Source organism: Kitasatospora sp. NPDC001309 (genome assembly GCF_042896295.1).
Lineage (GTDB): Bacteria > Actinomycetota > Actinomycetes > Streptomycetales > Streptomycetaceae > Kitasatospora.
Genome location: NZ_JBIAXC010000001.1, coordinates 369,687 through 386,383, shown reverse-complemented (window position 1 = coordinate 386,383; position 16,697 = coordinate 369,687). Strand labels below are relative to the sequence as shown.

The window sequence follows — 16,697 nt, the reverse complement described above, 5'->3', positions numbered from 1 at the left end:
CGCAGGGCGGCCACCCCGTGAGGGGTGACCGCCCTGCGATCAGTGACGCTCGACTCAGCCGGTGTACGGGCCGTAGTCGTAGTCGTCCAGCGGAACCGCCTGGCCGGAGCCGGCGCCGAAGGGCGACAGGTCGTAGTCGTCGTAGCCGACGGCCGAGTACATGGCGGCCTTGGCCTCCTCGGTCGGCTCGACCCGGATGTTGCGGTAGCGGGGCAGACCCGTACCGGCCGGGATGAGCTTACCGAGGATGACGTTCTCCTTGAGGCCCAGCAGCGGGTCCGACTTGGCGTGGATCGCCGCGTCGGTGAGGACCCGGGTCGTCTCCTGGAAGGAGGCGGCCGACAGCCAGGACTCGGTGGCCAGCGAGGCCTTGGTGATACCCATCAGCTGCGGACGGCCGGAGGCGGGGTGACCGCCCTCGGAGACCACGCGACGGTTCTCGGTCTCGAAGCGGCCGCGCTCGACGAGCTCGCCCGGGAGCAGCTCGGCGTCGCCCGACTCGATGATCGTCACGCGGCGGAGCATCTGCCGGATGATGATCTCGATGTGCTTGTCGTGGATCGACACGCCCTGCGAGTTGTAGACCTTCTGGACTTCGGCGACCAGGTGGATCTGGACGGCGCGCTGGCCCATGATGCGCAGGACGTCGTGCGGGTTGGTGGCACCCATGGTCAGCTTCTGGCCGACCTCGACCGCCTCGCCCTCGCTGACCAGCAGCTTGACACGCTTCGAGACCGGGTAGGCGATCTCGTCGGTGCCGTCGTCCGGCGTGATGACGATCTTGCGGGTCTTCTCGGTGTCCTCGATCCGCGCGCGGCCGGTGGCCTCGGAGATCGGGGCCACACCCTTGGGGGTGCGGGCCTCGAAGAGCTCGACGACACGCGGCAGACCCTGGGTGATGTCGTCACCGGCCACACCACCGGTGTGGAAGGTACGCATGGTCAGCTGGGTGCCGGGCTCACCGATGGACTGGGCGGCGATGATGCCGACCGCCTCACCGATGTCGACCAGCTTGCCGGTGGCCAGCGAACGGCCGTAGCAGAAGGCACAGGTGCCGACGGCCGACTCACAGGTGAGGATCGAGCGGACCTTGACCTCGGACACGCCGTGGCGGATCAGCTCGTCCATCAGCACGTCACCGAGGTCGGTGTTGGCGGTGGCGAGCAGCTTGCCGTCGACGGTGATGTCCTCGGCGAGCATGCGGGCGTACACGCTGGTCTCGACGTCGTCGGCCTTGCGCAGCACGCCGTCGGCGCCCACGGAGCCGATCGACAGCTTGAGGCCGCGCTCGGTGCCGCAGTCCTCCTCGCGAATGATGACGTCCTGGGAGACGTCGACCAGACGACGGGTGAGGTAGCCGGAGTCGGCGGTACGGAGGGCGGTGTCCGCCAGACCCTTACGGGCACCGTGGGTGGAGATGAAGTACTCCAGCACGGTGAGACCCTCACGGAACGACGCCTTGATGGGTCGCGGGATGGTCTCGTTCTTGGCGTTGGACACCAGACCACGCATACCGGCGATCTGGCGCATCTGCATCATGTTTCCACGAGCACCCGAGTCGACCATCATGAAGATGGGGTTCGTCTTCGGGAAGTTCTCGTTCATGGCCTCGGCGACCTCGTTGGTCGCCTGGGTCCAGATGCCGATGAGCTCCTGCTTGCGCTCGTCGTTGGTGATCAGGCCGCGCTCGTACTGACGCTGGACCTTCTCCGCCTTCGCCTCGTAGCCCTCGAGGATCTGGGGCTTGTTCGGCGGGACGACGACGTCGGAGATCGAGACGGTGACGCCCGAGCGGGTCGACCAGTGGAAACCGGACGCCTTGAGGTTGTCCAGGGTCGCCGCGACGACGACCTTGGGGTAGCGCTCCGCCAGGTCGTTGACGATCGCGGAGAGCTGCTTCTTGCCCACCTCGTAGTCGACGAACGGGTAGTCCTCGGGCAGCAGCTCGTTGAAGAGCGCGCGGCCCAGGGTGGTGCTGAGGCGGAAGGGCTCGCCGTCGAACCAGGTCGACTGGCCCTCCTCGTCCACCGGCGGGGTCCAGCCACGGGGCGGGACGGTGCCGGCGGCCAGGCGCAGCTCGATCGGGGCCTGGACGTCCAGCTCGCGGGCGTCGAAGGCCATGATCGCCTCGGCGGTCGACGAGAAGGTGCGGCCGGCGCCCTTCACGTTGTCGCGGTCCGAGGTCAGGAAGAACAGGCCGAGCACCATGTCCTGGGTCGGCATGGTGACGGGGCGACCGTCGGCCGGCTTGAGGATGTTGTTCGAGGACAGCATCAGGATGCGGGCCTCGGCCTGCGCCTCCGCGGAGAGCGGCAGGTGGACGGCCATCTGGTCACCGTCGAAGTCCGCGTTGAACGCGGTGCAGACGAGCGGGTGGATCTGGATGGCCTTGCCCTCGACCAGCTGCGGCTCGAAGGCCTGGATGCCGAGGCGGTGCAGGGTGGGCGCACGGTTCAGCAGGACGGGGTGCTCGGCGATGACCTCTTCGAGCACGTCCCACACGACCGGGCGGGCGCGCTCGACCATGCGCTTGGCCGACTTGATGTTCTGCGCGTGGTTCAGGTCGACCAGGCGCTTCATCACGAACGGCTTGAAGAGCTCCAGCGCCATGGCCTTCGGCAGACCGCACTGGTGCAGCTTGAGCTGCGGGCCGACGACGATGACCGAACGGGCCGAGTAGTCGACTCGCTTGCCGAGCAGGTTCTGACGGAAACGACCCTGCTTGCCCTTGAGCATGTCGCTCAGGGACTTGAGCGGGCGGTTGCCCGGACCGGTGACCGGACGGCCGCGGCGGCCGTTGTCGAACAGCGCGTCGACGGCCTCCTGGAGCATGCGCTTCTCGTTGTTCACGATGATCTCGGGGGCACCGAGGTCGAGCAGGCGCTTCAGGCGGTTGTTGCGGTTGATCACGCGGCGGTACAGGTCGTTCAGGTCGGAGGTCGCGAAGCGGCCACCGTCCAGCTGCACCATCGGACGCAGGTCCGGCGGGATGACCGGGACGCAGTCCAGCACCATGCCGTTGGGCTTGTTGCTGGTCTGCAGGAACGCGGAGACGACCTTGAGGCGCTTGAGCGCACGGGTCTTCTTCTGGCCCTTGCCGGTGCGGATGATCTCGCGGAGGCGCTCGGCCTCCTCCGCCAGGTCGAAGGTCTCCAGGCGGTCCTTGAGGGCCGCGGCGCCCATCGAGCCGGAGAAGTAGGTGCCGAAGCGGTCGCGCAGCTCGCGGTAGAGCAGCTCGTCGCCCTCCAGGTCCTGGACCTTGAGGTTCTTGAAGCGGGCCCACACCTCGTCGAGGCGGTCGAGCTCGCGCTGCGCGCGGTCGCGCAGCTGCTTCATCTCGCGCTCGGCGCCCTCGCGCACCTTGCGGCGCACGTCGGCCTTGGCGCCCTCGGCCTCCAGCTCGGCGAGGTCGGACTCGGCCTTCTTGGCGCGGCCTTCGAGGTCGGAGTCGCGGCGGTTCTCGATCTGCTGGCGCTCGACCGAGACGTGCGCCTCCAGGGACGGCAGGTCGCGCTGGCGGCGCTCGTCGTCGACCCAGGTGATCATGTAGGCGGCGAAGTAGATGACCTTCTCGAGGTCCTTCGGCGCCAGGTCGAGCAGGTAGCCGAGGCGGGACGGCACGCCCTTGAAGTACCAGATGTGGGTGACCGGGGCGGCCAGCTCGATGTGGCCCATCCGCTCGCGGCGCACCTTGGCGCGGGTCACCTCGACGCCGCAGCGCTCACAGATGATGCCCTTGAAGCGGACGCGCTTGTACTTACCGCAGTAGCACTCCCAGTCCCGGGTCGGGCCGAAGATCTTCTCGCAGAAGAGGCCGTCCTTTTCGGGCTTCAGGGTGCGGTAGTTGATGGTCTCCGGCTTCTTGACCTCGCCGTGCGACCACTGGCGGATGTCGTCGGCGGTGGCCAGGCCGATGCGGAGCTCGTCGAAGAAGTTGACGTCAAGCACTGGTCGTCAAGCCCTCTTTCGTGATTCGAGAGTTTGTCTGTGGTCTGAGGGGGGCCTGGGGGCGGGCCGGCTGCGCGCTCTGCTTGATTCAGAAGCGCGAGCCGGCCCGACCTCCGTCAGACCTCTTCGACGCTGCTCGGCTCGCGCCGGGACAGGTCGATGCCGAGCTCTTCGGCGGCGCGGAAGACGTCCTCGTCGGAGTCCCGCATCTCGATGGACTGGCCGTCCGAGGACAGCACCTCCACGTTGAGGCAGAGCGACTGCATTTCCTTGATGAGAACCTTGAAGGACTCGGGAATGCCGGGCTCGGGGATGTTCTCGCCCTTGACGATGGCCTCGTAGACCTTCACGCGGCCGAGCACGTCGTCGGACTTGATGGTGAGCAGCTCCTGCAGGGCGTACGCGGCGCCGTACGCCTCGAGGGCCCACACCTCCATCTCACCGAAGCGCTGACCACCGAACTGCGCCTTACCACCGAGCGGCTGCTGGGTGATCATCGAGTACGGACCGGTCGAACGGGCGTGCAGCTTGTCGTCGACCAGGTGGTGCAGCTTGAGGATGTACATGTAGCCGACCGAGACCGGCATCGGGAACGGCTCGCCGGAGCGGCCGTCGAACAGGCGGGCCTTGCCGGTGGAGTTCACCAGGCGCTCACCGTCACGGGTGAGGGTGGTGTTGTCCAGCAGACCGGTGATCTCGTCCTCGCGGGCACCGTCGAAGACCGGGGTGGCGAGGTTGGTGCCACCGCTGACCTGGTCGGCGCCGATCGCCTGGAGGCGCTGGGCCCACTCGTCGGCGAGGCCGGAGACGTCCCAGCCCTGCTTGGCGAGCCACCCGAGGTGGATCTCCAGGACCTGTCCCGGGTTCATTCGGGACGGGACACCCAGCGGGTTGAGGATGATGTCGACCGGGGTGCCGTCCTCGAGGAAGGGCATGTCCTCGACCGGAAGGATCTTGGAGATGACACCCTTGTTGCCGTGACGGCCGGCGAGCTTGTCACCGTTGGTGATCTTGCGCTTCTGGGCCACGTAGACGCGGACCAGCTGGTTGACGCCCGGGGGCAGCTCGTCGCCCTCTTCGCGGTCGAAGACGCGGACGCCGATGACCTTGCCGGACTCACCGTGCGGGACCTTGAGCGAGGTGTCGCGGACCTCACGGGCCTTCTCGCCGAAGATCGCGCGGAGCAGGCGCTCCTCGGGGGTCAGCTCGGTCTCACCCTTCGGGGTGACCTTGCCGACGAGGATGTCACCGGTGACGACGTCGGCGCCGATCCGGATGATGCCGCGCTCGTCCAGGTCCGCGAGGACCTCCTCGGAGACGTTCGGGATGTCCCGGGTGATCTCCTCGGGGCCGAGCTTGGTGTCACGGGCGTCGACCTCGTGCTCCTCGATGTGGATCGAGGAGAGGACGTCGTCCTGCACGAGGCGCTGCGACAGGATGATCGCGTCCTCGTAGTTGTGACCCTCCCACGACATGAACGCCACGAGCAGGTTCTTGCCGAGGGCCATCTCGCCCTCGTCGGTGCACGGGCCGTCGGCCAGCACCTGGTTGACCTCGACCCGGGCGCCCTCGTCCACGAGCACCTTCTGGTTGAAGGCGGTGCCCTGGTTGGAGCGGGTGAACTTGGCGGCGCGGTACGTGGTGTACGTGCCGTCGTCGTTCGCCACGGTGACGTAGTCGGCCGAGACCTCCTGCACCACGCCGGACTTCTCGGCGGTGATGACGTCGGCGGCGTCGACGGCGCAGCGGTACTCCATGCCGGTGCCGACCAGCGGGGCCTCGCTCTTCAGCAGCGGCACCGCCTGGCGCATCATGTTCGAGCCCATGAGCGCGCGGTTGGCGTCGTCGTGCTCGAGGAACGGGATCATGGCGGTCGCGACCGACACCATCTGGCGCGGCGAGACGTCCATGTAGTCGATCTCGGAGCCCGGGATGTAGTCGATCTCGCCGCCGCGGCGACGGACCAGGACACGGGGCTCGGCGAAGTGCAGGTCCGCGGTCAGCGGGGCGTTCGCCTGGGCGATGACGTAGCGGTCCTCCTCGTCGGCGGTGAGGTAGTCCACCTTCTCGGTGACGACACCGTCGACGACCTTGCGGTACGGGGTCTCGATGAAGCCGAAGGCGTTGACCCGGCCGTACGAGGCCAGCGACCCGATCAGACCGATGTTCGGGCCTTCCGGGGTCTCGATCGGACACATGCGGCCGTAGTGCGAGGGGTGCACGTCACGGACCTCGAAGCCGGCGCGCTCACGGGAGAGACCACCGGGACCGAGGGCGGACAGACGACGCTTGTGGGTCAGGCCCGACAGCGGGTTCGTCTGGTCCATGAACTGCGACAGCTGGCTGGTGCCGAAGAACTCCTTGATGGAGGCGACGACCGGCCGGATGTTGATCAGGGTCTGCGGCGTGATCGCCTCGACGTCCTGAGTGGTCATGCGCTCGCGCACGACGCGCTCCATACGGGCGAGACCCGTACGGACCTGGTTCTGGATGAGCTCGCCGACGTTGCGCAGGCGGCGGTTGCCGAAGTGGTCGATGTCGTCGACCTCGACCACGATGTCGCGGCCGGTCTCGTCACGCCACTCGGTCTCGCCCGCGTGCAGCTTCACCAGGTACTTGATCGCACCGATGATGTCGGGCTCGGTGAGCACACCGGAGTCCAGCGACTCGGCGTTGCCCAGCTTCCTGTTCAGCTTGTAACGACCGACCTTGGCCAGGTCGTAGCGCTTCGGGTTGAAGTACAGGTTCTCCAGAAGCGTCTGCGCGGCCTCGCGCGTCGGCGGCTCGCCCGGACGCAGCTTGCGGTAGATGTCCAGCAGCGCGTCGTCCTGGCCCTGGGTGTGGTCCTTCTCCAGGGTGTTGCGCATCGACTCGTACTCGCCGAACTCCTCGAGAATCATCTCGTTGGTCCAGCCGAGAGCCTTGAGCAGCACGGTGACGGACTGCTTGCGCTTGCGGTCGATGCGGACGCCGACCATGTCGCGCTTGTCGATCTCCATCTCGAGCCAGGCACCACGCGAGGGGATGACCTTGCAGGAGTAGATGTCCTTGTCGGACACCTTGTCCAGGGTGGAGTCGAAGTACACGCCCGGGGAGCGGACGAGCTGCGACACGACGACACGCTCGGTGCCGTTGATCACGAACGTGCCCTTGTGGGTCATGAGCGGGAAATCGCCCATGAAGACCGTCTGAGACTTGATCTCACCGGTCTCGTTGTTGGTGAACTCGGCCGTGACGAAGAGCGGGGCCGCGTACGTGAAGTCGCGGTCCTTGCACTCGTCAATGGAGTTCTTCGGCGGCTCGAAACGGTGGTCGCGGAAGGTCAGGGACATCGACCCGCTGAAGTCCTCGATCGGCGAGATCTCCTCGAAGATCTCCTCCAGACCGGACTTGGTGGGGACGTCCTGACCAGACTCCAACGCCTGCTCGACCCGGGACTTCCAGGCCGCGTTGCCGAGCAGCCAGTCAAAGCTCTCGGTCTGCAGGGCCAGGAGGTTCGGGACCTCGAGGGGCTCCTTGATCTTCGCGAACGAGACGCGGAGCGGGGCGGTGGATGCGGCGGAATTGTTCGAGGCGTTGCGCGGCGCGGCCAAGAGGGGGGTCCTTCCGAGGGCTCGGAGCTCACTACGCGCGTACCAGCCGGGCCTGCTGGAGCCTGGATTCCGCCTCCCTCGCAGCTGGCCTCCGCCGGGGTCGAAACCCCAGGTCAGAGCCGCTTTGCGGAGGCGGTGCCAGACCCCTTCAGGGCAACGCAAACTCCGGGCGACGAGTCACGGAGCAGCTAACAGGCAGCGCAAAGGGACAGTGTAGCCAAAGGCCACACTGCTGTCCAGCTCTGATTCGGAAACCGAATCGGAGACTCCTCCCGGTAGCCGGGGGCGCGGGCGCCCACCGGGTACTGCTCTAACTCACGTGGAGTCATTTCCCGCCCGGGCCGCTGGTTATGCATCCAGCGGCGAACCAACCGGGCGGACTCGCGCCTTGAGAATCGCGCGCCTCGCCAGGTTCGTCAAGGGCCCGCCGGCGGGGCGGGCCTCGACCCGTTCATCGGTCCGAACCCCTCCGGCGTTACAGAAGCCGTGGTCGGGGCCACCGTCGATGACGGTGATCACCATACTCCTCGTCGCCGACAGTACCGAGTGCGCGATCGGCCACACCGGTGGCCGGCCGGCCGCGGGCGGCGGGGAGGGCGGGCGGGCCCGGAAACACAAAAGACCGGGCCGACCACCCGCAAGGGTGATCGGCCCGGCCTCAGGCCCCCTCAGAGGGGGCGAGAAGTCACTTGACGGTGACCTTGGCGCCGGCACCCTCGAGGGCGGCCTTGGCCTTCTCGGCAACGTCCTTGGCAACCTTCTCCAGGACCTTGGCACCAGCGGTGTCAACGAGGTCCTTGGCCTCCTTCAGGCCGAGGGAGGTCAGGGTGCGCACCTCCTTGATGACCTGGATCTTCTTGTCACCGGCGCCGTCGAGGATGACGTCGAACTCGTCCTGCTCCTCAACGGCCTCGGCCACGGCGCCCGGGCCGGCGATGCCGGCAACGGCGACCGGAGCGGCGGCGGTGACGTCGAACTTGTCCTCGAAGGCCTTCACGAAGGCGGCGAGCTCGATGAGGGTGAGCTCCTCGAACTGCGCGAGCAGCTCGTCCTGGGACAGCTTCGCCATGATGGCGTCCTTCCACTAAATCGGCAGGTGGTGCCGGATGTACGGGTTGGGCGGGCACGGGCCCGCAGCGAGGCGTGAGCCTGCCGATTACTCGGCGGCGGCGTCCTCGGCGGCGGGAGCCGGCGTACCGGCACCGCCCTGCTCGACCTTGTCGCGCAGCGCGTCCACAGTGCGGACGAGCTTCGACGGCAGGGCCTGGAAGAGCGCGGCAGCCTGGGACTGCTTGGCCTTCAGGGCACCCGCCAGCTTGGCGAGCAGCACCTCGCGGGACTCGAGGTCCGCGAGCTTCTTGATCTCATCGGCGGACAGCGCCTTACCGTCAAGGACACCGCCCTTGATGATGAGAGCGGGGTTCTCCTTGGCGAAGTCACGCAGAGCCTTCGCCGACTCCACCGGGTCACCGGTGACGAAGGCGACAGCCGTCGGACCGTTGAACAGGTCGTCGAGCTCGGAGATCCCGGCCTCATTGGCCGCGATCTTGGTCAGCGTGTTCTTCACCACGGCGTACTCGGCGTTGTCGCCGAGCGAGCGACGCAGGGTCTTGACCTGCTTCACCGAGAGACCGCGGTACTCGGTCAGCAGCGCCGCGGAGGAGCCACGGAACTTGTCCGTGATCTCGGCGACGGCGGCAGCCTTGTCGGGCCTGGCCATAGGCTTACGCCTCCTTCCGTGATGTCGAAGTCCGGCCGACCGCGAAAGTCGACCATTCACACCTCGAACCGGCCGGACGGAAGGAAAGCCCTTGCAGAAAATGCAATGAGCCCCGGTGCGCAGGCGCACGGGGCTCGTAGCGACCTCGACGGGCACCAGCGCGAACGCGGGACCCGGAAGTCGAAGCTCCAGACACACCTGCGCGGGCTGCCTGCGACGAAGCGCAGATCCTTCGGCCACCGACTCCCTGACGGGGGCGGCGACAACCAGCGGTCTTTGGCTTCGGCAACAGTAACCGGACTCGTCCGGACGACGCAAATCGCCCTCGGACGGGTGAACCGGAACGGGCCCCGGCGGGCTCAGCGGGCCAGCGGGGAGACCGTCCGGACGCCGGTGTCCACGGTGTCCGTCTCGGCCGGGGCCTGGGCCGAGAGCAGCGCGCCGGCCGGGTCGGAGTAGATCACCGAGTCGTCCGCCCGGCCGCTGTCCCCGTTCCCGGTGCGCTGCAGCCGGACCAGTTGGTCCTTGTCGTTCAGCCAGAGGTCCAGGGTGAGTTCGAGCGAGCCGCCGGGGGCCAGTGCGGCCCGCAGGCCGTCCCGGCGGGCCTGTGTCAGCTGGGTCTGGGCCGCCGCGTACTTCTCGGCGGTGGTGGTCACCCGGTAGTGCTCGACGGTGGAGTCCTCGAACTTCTCCTCGCCGACGAAGGCCGGCTCCACCCCGTCGGCGGTGGCCGCGGCCAGTGCCTCGACCGGGTTCAGCAGGTCCAGCAGCCCCGCGTACGGGACCGCCTTGTGCCCGTCCGGGTCGGTCGGGACGGAGAAGCGCTCCCAGTGCCTGCCGCCGTTCCTGGCTGCGGTGGCGGCGTCGCCGCCCTGGTAGCCGACGGTGTCCACGACGATCAGCTGCTCGGCGTCACCCGGGGTGGAGCGCTTGAGCTGGGCCGCCGTCTTGGGCGCCCAGAACAGCGAGCCGGAGCCGGCGTCCGCGCCCAGCCGGTAGCCGACCTTGGCCCGGCGGGCGGTCTGCATGGCCAGCTGGGCGGAGAGCAGCACGCCGTGCGGGGAGCGGTCGGTCGGCTTGGCCGGCCCGGTCGGGGTGGCGGCGGTCGCGGCGGCGGTGCTCGCGCTGGCGCCGGCCGAGGGTGTGGCGGGCGCGTCCCCGCCGCCGCAGCCGGTCAGGCCGCTCGCGAGCACGGCGACGACGGCCACCGCCGCCAGTCGCTGCCGTCGCGCCATCGTCCGTTCCTCTCTCACCGGGCCCACCTTGCCACCCGGACCGGGTCCGGCCGGTGGCAGCCCCCGCCCCGTCCACCTGATCGGCCGGGTCGGGGGCCGGCGTCAGCTGCCGGCGGGAGTGCCGCCGGCCTTCGCCAGGTCGGCGAGGGTGATGAAGTCCCCCGGGGTGGCGGCGACGACCGGCGTGCCGTAGTCCGAGTAGGTCACGGCGATGTTCACCGGTCCGTTCTTGGTGTCGGCCCGCTCGGTCCGCTTGACCACCAGCTGGTCGGCGTCGACCCAGACGTCGACCTGCTCACTGGCGACGCCGGCCTTGTCCAGGTTCTGCTTGAGCCGGTCGGCCTGCTCCTGGGTCACGCCCCGGCCGGTCGCCTTGACCAGGTCGGCGACGGCGAGCTCCCCGGAGTAGTGGGTGGCGGCCTTGCCGTCCACCGTCTCCTGGCCGACCTCGGTGACCTTGCCGGTGGCGATCAGCGTCCGGACGCCCTGGACCGGGTCCGCGCTCTGGAGCTGGTCGGTCGAGCCCCCGGAGAGCTTGGACATCTCCTCCTTGCTGTAGCGCAGCCAGCGCGGGCCGCCGCCCTGGACCATCTGGCCGCCCAGACCCATGTACATCGCGTCCGCGGTGTACAGGTAGTGCACCTTCGGCCCGCCGGTGATCGGCTCCAGCGCCTTGGCCATCGGGGAGCCGGTGAGGTCCATGGTCAGGTCGGCCTCCAGGCCGTCGGACCAGCCCAGTGCCCCCTGGCCCTTCATGGTGACCTGGCCGACCGAGATCTCCTCGGTGACCTTGGCCGACTTGGCCGCGCCGGTCTTCTTGGTGACCTGCTCCAGGAAGACCGCCGGGCTCACCTTGACCGGCGGGGCGGCCTGGGTGGCGGCGGTCGTCGCGGCGGCGGCCGTGGTCGGGGCCGCCGGGGCGGCGTTCCCGCCGTCGGAGCCGTTGTCGTTGCAGGCGGTCGCGGTCAGCGCCAGAGCGGCGAGGACGACGGCGACGGCGGCCTTCCGGGTTCCAGCCATGGTGTTCCCCCCTCGAGAACCCCCGGGCGCGCGACGCGCCCGGGGTGGTAGCCGGTGTTTGGTGCGGTGTCCGGCCCGGGTGTCCGGCCGGATCAGCCGAACAGCTTGAGCAGGTCGGCCTGGGCGCCGAGGTCGCCGGCGGCGGGCGCCTCGATCTTCTCGGCCTTGCCGAGGTCGGAGTACTTGACGGTGACGGCCTTGGACTGGCCGTTGGTGTCGCCGTACTCCTGGTACTTCACCAGCTCCTGCTTGTCGTTCAGCCAGAAGTCGATGGTGAGGGTCTTGCCGTCCTGCTCCAGCGTCTTCTGGACGGACTGGCGCTGCTCCGCGGTGAGCGAGGTCATCCCGGCCACCAGGGTGGCGGTGTCCTCGACGGCCCGCAGGTGGGTGGTCTGGACGCCGTCCACGGCCTCCTGGCCGACCTTGCTGAGCTTGCCGCTCGCGGCCGCGATGGTGAGCTGGGAGACCGGGTTGACCATCTGGCCCATCACCACGAAGGCGCTGCCCATCTCCTCCGTGGCGGGCACCTTGACCCAGTGCTTCCCCTGGAGGGCGGCGGCCGTGGTGTCGTCGCCGCCGATGTAGGTGTCGGCCCCGATCGCCCGGATCCTGAGCTTCTTGCCGTCCATGTCGCTGGACACGTCCACGGAGACCTTGCCCGGGTCCTTCCAGTCGGCGCTGCCGCTGCCGCCCGGGCTGGAGGCGTCCGGGGAGGTCATGGCGACCTTGCCGTTGCCGGCCTTCTGCATCACCAGGGCGGAGGCGGCGAGCGCGGCCTTCGGGTCGGCGGCGAGTCCGGCCGCGGCCGCGGCGGCGTCCTTGCCGCCGGTGGCGCCCGTGCTGTCGGCGGCGCTCTTGGTGTCGCCGCCCTTGCTGCCGCAGGCGGTGGCGCCGGCCAGCAGGACGGCGGCGGTCGCGACGGTGGCCGCGAGACGGACAGCGCGCATGGAAGTACCCCCCGTAAGTTCCTCGGAAGAGCCGATCATCGGCTTCTTCTCAGCCGGACTCTAACGGATCGCCAGGGCCGACCCGCACCGGATATCCCCTCCCGTCAGCCGGTCGCGGCCGGGGTCGTCTCCCCCGCCCCGGGCGCGATGACGTCCGTCGTGGTCACGGTGGTCCCGGCGCTCCCCCGGGCCGTCTCACGGAGCTTCATCAGCCGCGGGCCGGGCCCGACCCAGACGTCGTACCCGATCTCGCCGACCCCGCGCTGCCGGTACCAGCCGACCACCGCGGCGAGCTGCTGCGGGTCCAACTCCCGGTCCGCGCCGAAGTAGTCGGCCACCGGGGCGGAGCCCCGGTAGTGCGCGACGGTCGTCCCGGCGAGCTGCTCGGCGCCGAGCGAGCCGAGCCGGTCGGCCTGGGCGATCGCGTACGCCCGGCTGCCCGGGTTGGTGACCAGCGCGGTCATCCAGCCGCCCGCGTAGCCGCTGGAGCCGTTGCCGGCCGCCGGGTCGATCGACTCCGCGGTGGCGCGCTCGGCGTGCCTGGCCGCGCCGCCCTGGTACGTGAGGTCGAGCGCGCCGTCCCGGAGGGACAGCTGCCCGGTGCCCAGCTCGTCGGTGACGGCCAGCGTGACCTCGTCCCGGTCGCCCCAGACCAGGCTGCCGCTCGCGCTGCGCCGGCCGTCCGGGCCCTCCCGCAGCAGGTCGACCCGGGCGCCGCCGGCGTCGTCCAGGGCCTGGGCGGCCGCGAGCACCACCTGCTTGGGCGGGATCGGCGCCGGCTCACCGGGGACGCGGGTGCTCGGGGCGGCCAGCACGCTGCAGGCGGTGGTGGTGCCGAGCAGCAGCAGGGCCGCCGCGAGCGCGGCGGGGCGAAGGGCGGGCGGCACGGCACACTCCGGCGGTCACAGGTTCTCCACATGATCTGACCGGCAGAGCGTACGACGACTCGCTCAACCGTTCCCCTTCACCCGTGTCCCGATCCCGCAACCGTTTCCGCCGCCGCCCCGCCGGGCCCCACCACCCGGCCGCGCCGCTGCCCGGCCGCACCGCAGGAACGACGACGGGCCCGCACCCCCGGTGAAGGGGGTGCGGGCCCGTCGTACGGACTGCTCTAGAGCACTGGGGCTCAGACCGCGGCCGGGTCCTCCTCGACGAGGAGGTTGCGGGTGCGGTTCGGGTCCACCAGGATGCCGGGGCCCATGGTGGTCGAGAACGCGGTCTTCTTGATGTAGCGGCCCTTGGCGGCGGACGGCTTGGCGCGGAGCACCTCGTCCAGCGCGGCGGCGTAGTTCTCGACCAGCTGCTCGTCGGTGAAGGAGGCCTTACCGATGATGAAGTGCAGGTTCGAGTGCTTGTCGACGCGGAACTCGATCTTGCCGCCCTTGATCTCGTTCACTGCCTTGGCGGTGTCCGGGGTCACGGTGCCGGTCTTCGGGTTCGGCATCAGGCCACGGGGACCGAGCACGCGGCCCAGGCGGCCGACCTTGCCCATGAGGTCCGGGGTGGCGACGACGGCGTCGAAGTCGAGGCGGCCCTTGGCGACCTCGTCGATGAGCTCGTCGGAGCCGACGATGTCGGCACCCGCAGCACGCGCGGCCTCGGCACGCTCGCCGGTCGCGAAGACCAGGACCCGAGCGGTCTTACCGGTGCCGTGCGGGAGGATCACGGTGCTGCGGACCATCTGGTCGGCCTTGCGCGGGTCGACGCCCAGACGCATGGCGACCTCGACGGTGCCGTCGAACTTGGTGGTGCTGGTCGCCTTGGCGAGGCGGACGGCCTCGAGGGGGGCGTAGAGGCGGTCGCGGTCGACCTGGGCGTCCGCGGCCTTCAGAGCCTTGCTGCGCTTCACTGCTGCTCCTGAATGGTGATTGGAGTTGTGGTATTCGACGGGCCTGCGCAGGCCCTACCACAGGGACGGCTGAGCCGGTTTGCCCCTGACGGGACGGGGGGCTTGATCAGCCCTCGACGGTGATGCCCATCGACCGGGCGGTGCCGGCGATGATCTTCTCCGCCGCGTCCAGGTCGTTGGCGTTCAGGTCGGGCATCTTGGTGGTGGCGATGTCGCGGACCTGGGCGCTGGTGAGCTTGGCGACCTTGGTCTTGTGCGGCTCGCTGGAGCCCTTGTCGATACCGGCGGCCTTCAGGATGAGGCGCGCGGCCGGCGGCGTCTTCGTGATGAAGGTGAAGGAACGGTCGTCGTAGACCGTGATCTCCACCGGCACGATCATGCCGCGCTGCGACTCGGTCGCAGCGTTGTAGGCCTTGCAGAACTCCATGATGTTGACGCCGTGCTGGCCCAGCGCGGGGCCGACCGGCGGCGCCGGGTTGGCCGCACCGGCGTTGATCTGGAGCTTGATAAGCCCCGTGATCTTCTTCTTCTTGGGAGGCATGTCTCTCCGGGTCCTTCCGAGAGGTGATTGCTGGTGCGTGCGGACGCGGGGCGACACCCGGTCGCCAGCACACACATCAGGCCAGGCTAACGCGTCCGCGCCGCTGGACCAAAACGGATTCGGGGCGGGGGCCGTCGGCCCCCGCCCCGAATCCGAAGACCGTGTGACTAGTTCTTCTGGATCTGGTCGAAGGAGAGCTCGACCGGGGTCTCCCGGCCGAAGATCTCGACCAGGCCCTTGACCTTCTTCGAGTCGGGGTTGATCTCGTTGATGGTCGCCTGGAGGGTCGCGAACGGGCCGTCGGTGACGGTGACCGAGTCGCCGACCTCGAAGTCCAGGACCTGGATCTCGCTCGGCTTGACCGGGGAGGGCTTGCCGGCCTCCTTGGCCGCCTGGCGCTCGACGTCCGGGGCGAGCATCTTGACGACCTCGTCCAGGGTCAGCGGGTACGGGTCGTAGGCGTTGCCCACGAAGCCGGTGACACCGGGGGTGTTGCGCACGACGCCCCAGGACTCCGGGGTGAGGTCCATGCGGACCAGGACGTAGCCGGGGAGCTTGTTCTGCCGGATGGTCTTGCGGTCGCCGTTCTTGATCTGGACGACCTCCTCCTGCGGCACCTCGGCCTGGAAGATGTACTCCTCGACGTTCAGCGAGACGGCGCGCTGCTCCAGGTTCTGCTTGACCCGGTTCTCGTAGCCCGCGTAGGTGTGGATCACGTACCACTCGCCCGGCATGAAGCGCAGGTCCTCGCGGAACTTGGCGACCGGGTCGACCTCGACCTCGGCCTCCTCCTCGGCGTCCTCCGCCTCGACGGCCTCGGCGTCCTCGTCCTCGGCCGGCTCCTCGTCCACCGACTCCTCGGCGGCGAGCTCCTCGTCGACCTCCACGTGCAGCGCGGCCTCCTCGGCGGGCTCGCCGGCCTCGGCCTCGTCGTACGCCTCGACCTCGTCCTCGTCGCTGTCCACGGCGTCGACGACCTGCTCGGCGGACTCTGCGTCGACAGCCAGCTCGGCCGCGTCCAGCTCGGCGGCGACATCCGCCTCGCGGACGGTCTCGTCGGCGTCGTACAGGGGGGACTCAGACACGGTGGCTGCTTCTTTCCTGGAGATGGTGAAGGTGGCGCGCTCCGGAACCGGCCCGGCGCGCAGCCGCTCGCGCGGTCGCCAGGAGAGGTCTCGGAGACTTCAACAGTACCGAGTCCACGGTACGCGCGCGTACGTCCGCCGCCGACAGCTCGACCCGGACCGATGATTCGGCCCGGGTCGGGAGGTGGTTCGGAGGTGGGGGCTCGATCAGCCGAAGACCAAGAGGCTCAGCTTGGCGAAGCCGTAGTCGAGGCCGTAGACGAAGCCCATCACGACCACGACGAAGGTCACCACGACCGCCGTGTAGTTGGTGAGCTCGCTCCGGGTGGGCCAGACGACCTTGCGGAGCTCCGCGATGATCTGGCGGTAGAACAGGCCCATCCGCGCGAAGAGGCCCTTCTTGGCCCGCTTGCCGGACTTCTTCTGCTTGCCGGAGGTCTTGTCGCCCTCGACAGCAGCGGTCTCGGCAGCGCCGTCGGTCCCCTCGGGGTTGCCGCTCTCAGGCGTTGCGGTGGAGCCCGTGGTCTCCGTCACTCGTCCTCACCTGAATCCGGGTCCGGCCGAACATCACCTGCGTACCCGTTTCAGGCACGAGCGGTCGGCTTAAGCGGTGCTGATCGGAGCCCTCTCCGCATCAAGCCCGCTCGCTCTGTGGAGCGAACGGGCTGAATGCGGATCAAGCAGCAGGGCAAGAGGGACTCGAACCCCCAACCGCCGGTTTTGGAGACCGGTGCTCTACCAATTGAGCTATTGCCCTAC

At 69.1% G+C, this 16,697-nt stretch carries 12 protein-coding genes and 1 tRNA gene; all 13 read right to left on the bottom strand.

Annotation, left to right across the window (positions count from 1 at the left end; all coding sequences use genetic code 11):
- Positions 1 to 54 precede the first annotated feature (54 nt).
- Complete coding sequence (locus ACFY2K_RS01835; protein ID WP_375882000.1) at positions 55 to 3,948, bottom strand: DNA-directed RNA polymerase subunit beta'; 3,894 nt, start codon at positions 3,946 to 3,948, stop codon at positions 55 to 57.
- A 116-nt stretch (positions 3,949 to 4,064) separates the two neighbouring features.
- The gene (gene rpoB, locus ACFY2K_RS01830; RefSeq protein ID WP_375881997.1) at positions 4,065 to 7,541 is read right to left on the bottom strand and encodes a DNA-directed RNA polymerase subunit beta; all 3,477 of its coding nucleotides are present in this window, start codon (positions 7,539 to 7,541) and stop codon (positions 4,065 to 4,067) included.
- A gap of 685 nt (positions 7,542 to 8,226) precedes the next feature.
- Positions 8,227 to 8,610 carry a 50S ribosomal protein L7/L12 gene (rplL, locus tag ACFY2K_RS01825; protein ID WP_375881995.1) on the bottom strand — a complete coding sequence of 128 codons (384 nt, stop codon included), beginning with the start codon at positions 8,608 to 8,610 and terminating at the stop codon, positions 8,227 to 8,229.
- Between the two features lie 87 nt (positions 8,611 to 8,697).
- On the bottom strand, positions 8,698 to 9,261 hold the full coding sequence (gene rplJ, locus ACFY2K_RS01820; protein WP_350503606.1) for a 50S ribosomal protein L10: 564 nt from the start codon (positions 9,259 to 9,261) through the stop codon (positions 8,698 to 8,700).
- A 359-nt stretch (positions 9,262 to 9,620) separates the two neighbouring features.
- Positions 9,621 to 10,496, bottom strand: coding sequence for a hypothetical protein (locus ACFY2K_RS01815; RefSeq protein ID WP_380521295.1), 876 nt, complete (start codon positions 10,494 to 10,496; stop codon positions 9,621 to 9,623).
- A gap of 102 nt (positions 10,497 to 10,598) precedes the next feature.
- A complete protein-coding gene (locus tag ACFY2K_RS01810) occupies positions 10,599 to 11,516 on the bottom strand; it encodes a hypothetical protein (protein ID WP_380521297.1) in 918 nt (305 codons plus the stop codon).
- A 92-nt stretch (positions 11,517 to 11,608) separates the two neighbouring features.
- Entirely contained in the window at positions 11,609 to 12,463 is an 855-nt protein-coding gene (locus ACFY2K_RS01805; protein ID WP_380640087.1) for a hypothetical protein, read from the bottom strand.
- Between the two features lie 104 nt (positions 12,464 to 12,567).
- Positions 12,568 to 13,350 (bottom strand): hypothetical protein, encoded by a 783-nt coding sequence (locus ACFY2K_RS01800; protein ID WP_387709192.1) that lies wholly within the window; start codon positions 13,348 to 13,350, stop codon positions 12,568 to 12,570.
- Positions 13,351 to 13,589: 239 nt separating this feature from the next.
- Entirely contained in the window at positions 13,590 to 14,312 is a 723-nt protein-coding gene (gene rplA / locus ACFY2K_RS01795; protein ID WP_375881987.1) for a 50S ribosomal protein L1, read from the bottom strand.
- Positions 14,313 to 14,418: 106 nt separating this feature from the next.
- Positions 14,419 to 14,853 (bottom strand): 50S ribosomal protein L11, encoded by a 435-nt coding sequence (gene rplK, locus ACFY2K_RS01790; protein WP_375881984.1) that lies wholly within the window; start codon positions 14,851 to 14,853, stop codon positions 14,419 to 14,421.
- Positions 14,854 to 15,020: 167 nt separating this feature from the next.
- A complete protein-coding gene (gene nusG / locus ACFY2K_RS01785) occupies positions 15,021 to 15,938 on the bottom strand; it encodes a transcription termination/antitermination protein NusG (RefSeq protein ID WP_380398955.1) in 918 nt (305 codons plus the stop codon).
- 207 nt (positions 15,939 to 16,145) lie between these two features.
- Positions 16,146 to 16,472, bottom strand: coding sequence for a preprotein translocase subunit SecE (secE, locus tag ACFY2K_RS01780; RefSeq protein ID WP_360226154.1), 327 nt, complete (start codon positions 16,470 to 16,472; stop codon positions 16,146 to 16,148).
- 150 nt (positions 16,473 to 16,622) lie between these two features.
- A tRNA-Trp gene (locus ACFY2K_RS01775) sits at positions 16,623 to 16,695 on the bottom strand.
- Positions 16,696 to 16,697: the final 2 nt, after the last annotated feature.

What these genes read in the sequence shown, in the direction of transcription:
- rplL (WP_375881995.1), bottom strand. Translation starts at nt 8,610, where the DNA reads ATGGCGAAGCTGTCCCAGGACGAGCTGCTCGCGCAGTTCGAGGAGCTC.
- ACFY2K_RS01810 (WP_380521297.1), bottom strand. Translation starts at nt 11,516, where the DNA reads ATGGCTGGAACCCGGAAGGCCGCCGTCGCCGTCGTCCTCGCCGCTCTG.
- ACFY2K_RS01815 (WP_380521295.1), bottom strand. Translation starts at nt 10,496, where the DNA reads ATGGCGCGACGGCAGCGACTGGCGGCGGTGGCCGTCGTCGCCGTGCTC.
- ACFY2K_RS01805 (WP_380640087.1), bottom strand. Translation starts at nt 12,463, where the DNA reads ATGCGCGCTGTCCGTCTCGCGGCCACCGTCGCGACCGCCGCCGTCCTG.
- rplK (WP_375881984.1), bottom strand. Translation starts at nt 14,853, where the DNA reads ATGCCTCCCAAGAAGAAGAAGATCACGGGGCTTATCAAGCTCCAGATC.
- rplJ (WP_350503606.1), bottom strand. Translation starts at nt 9,261, where the DNA reads ATGGCCAGGCCCGACAAGGCTGCCGCCGTCGCCGAGATCACGGACAAG.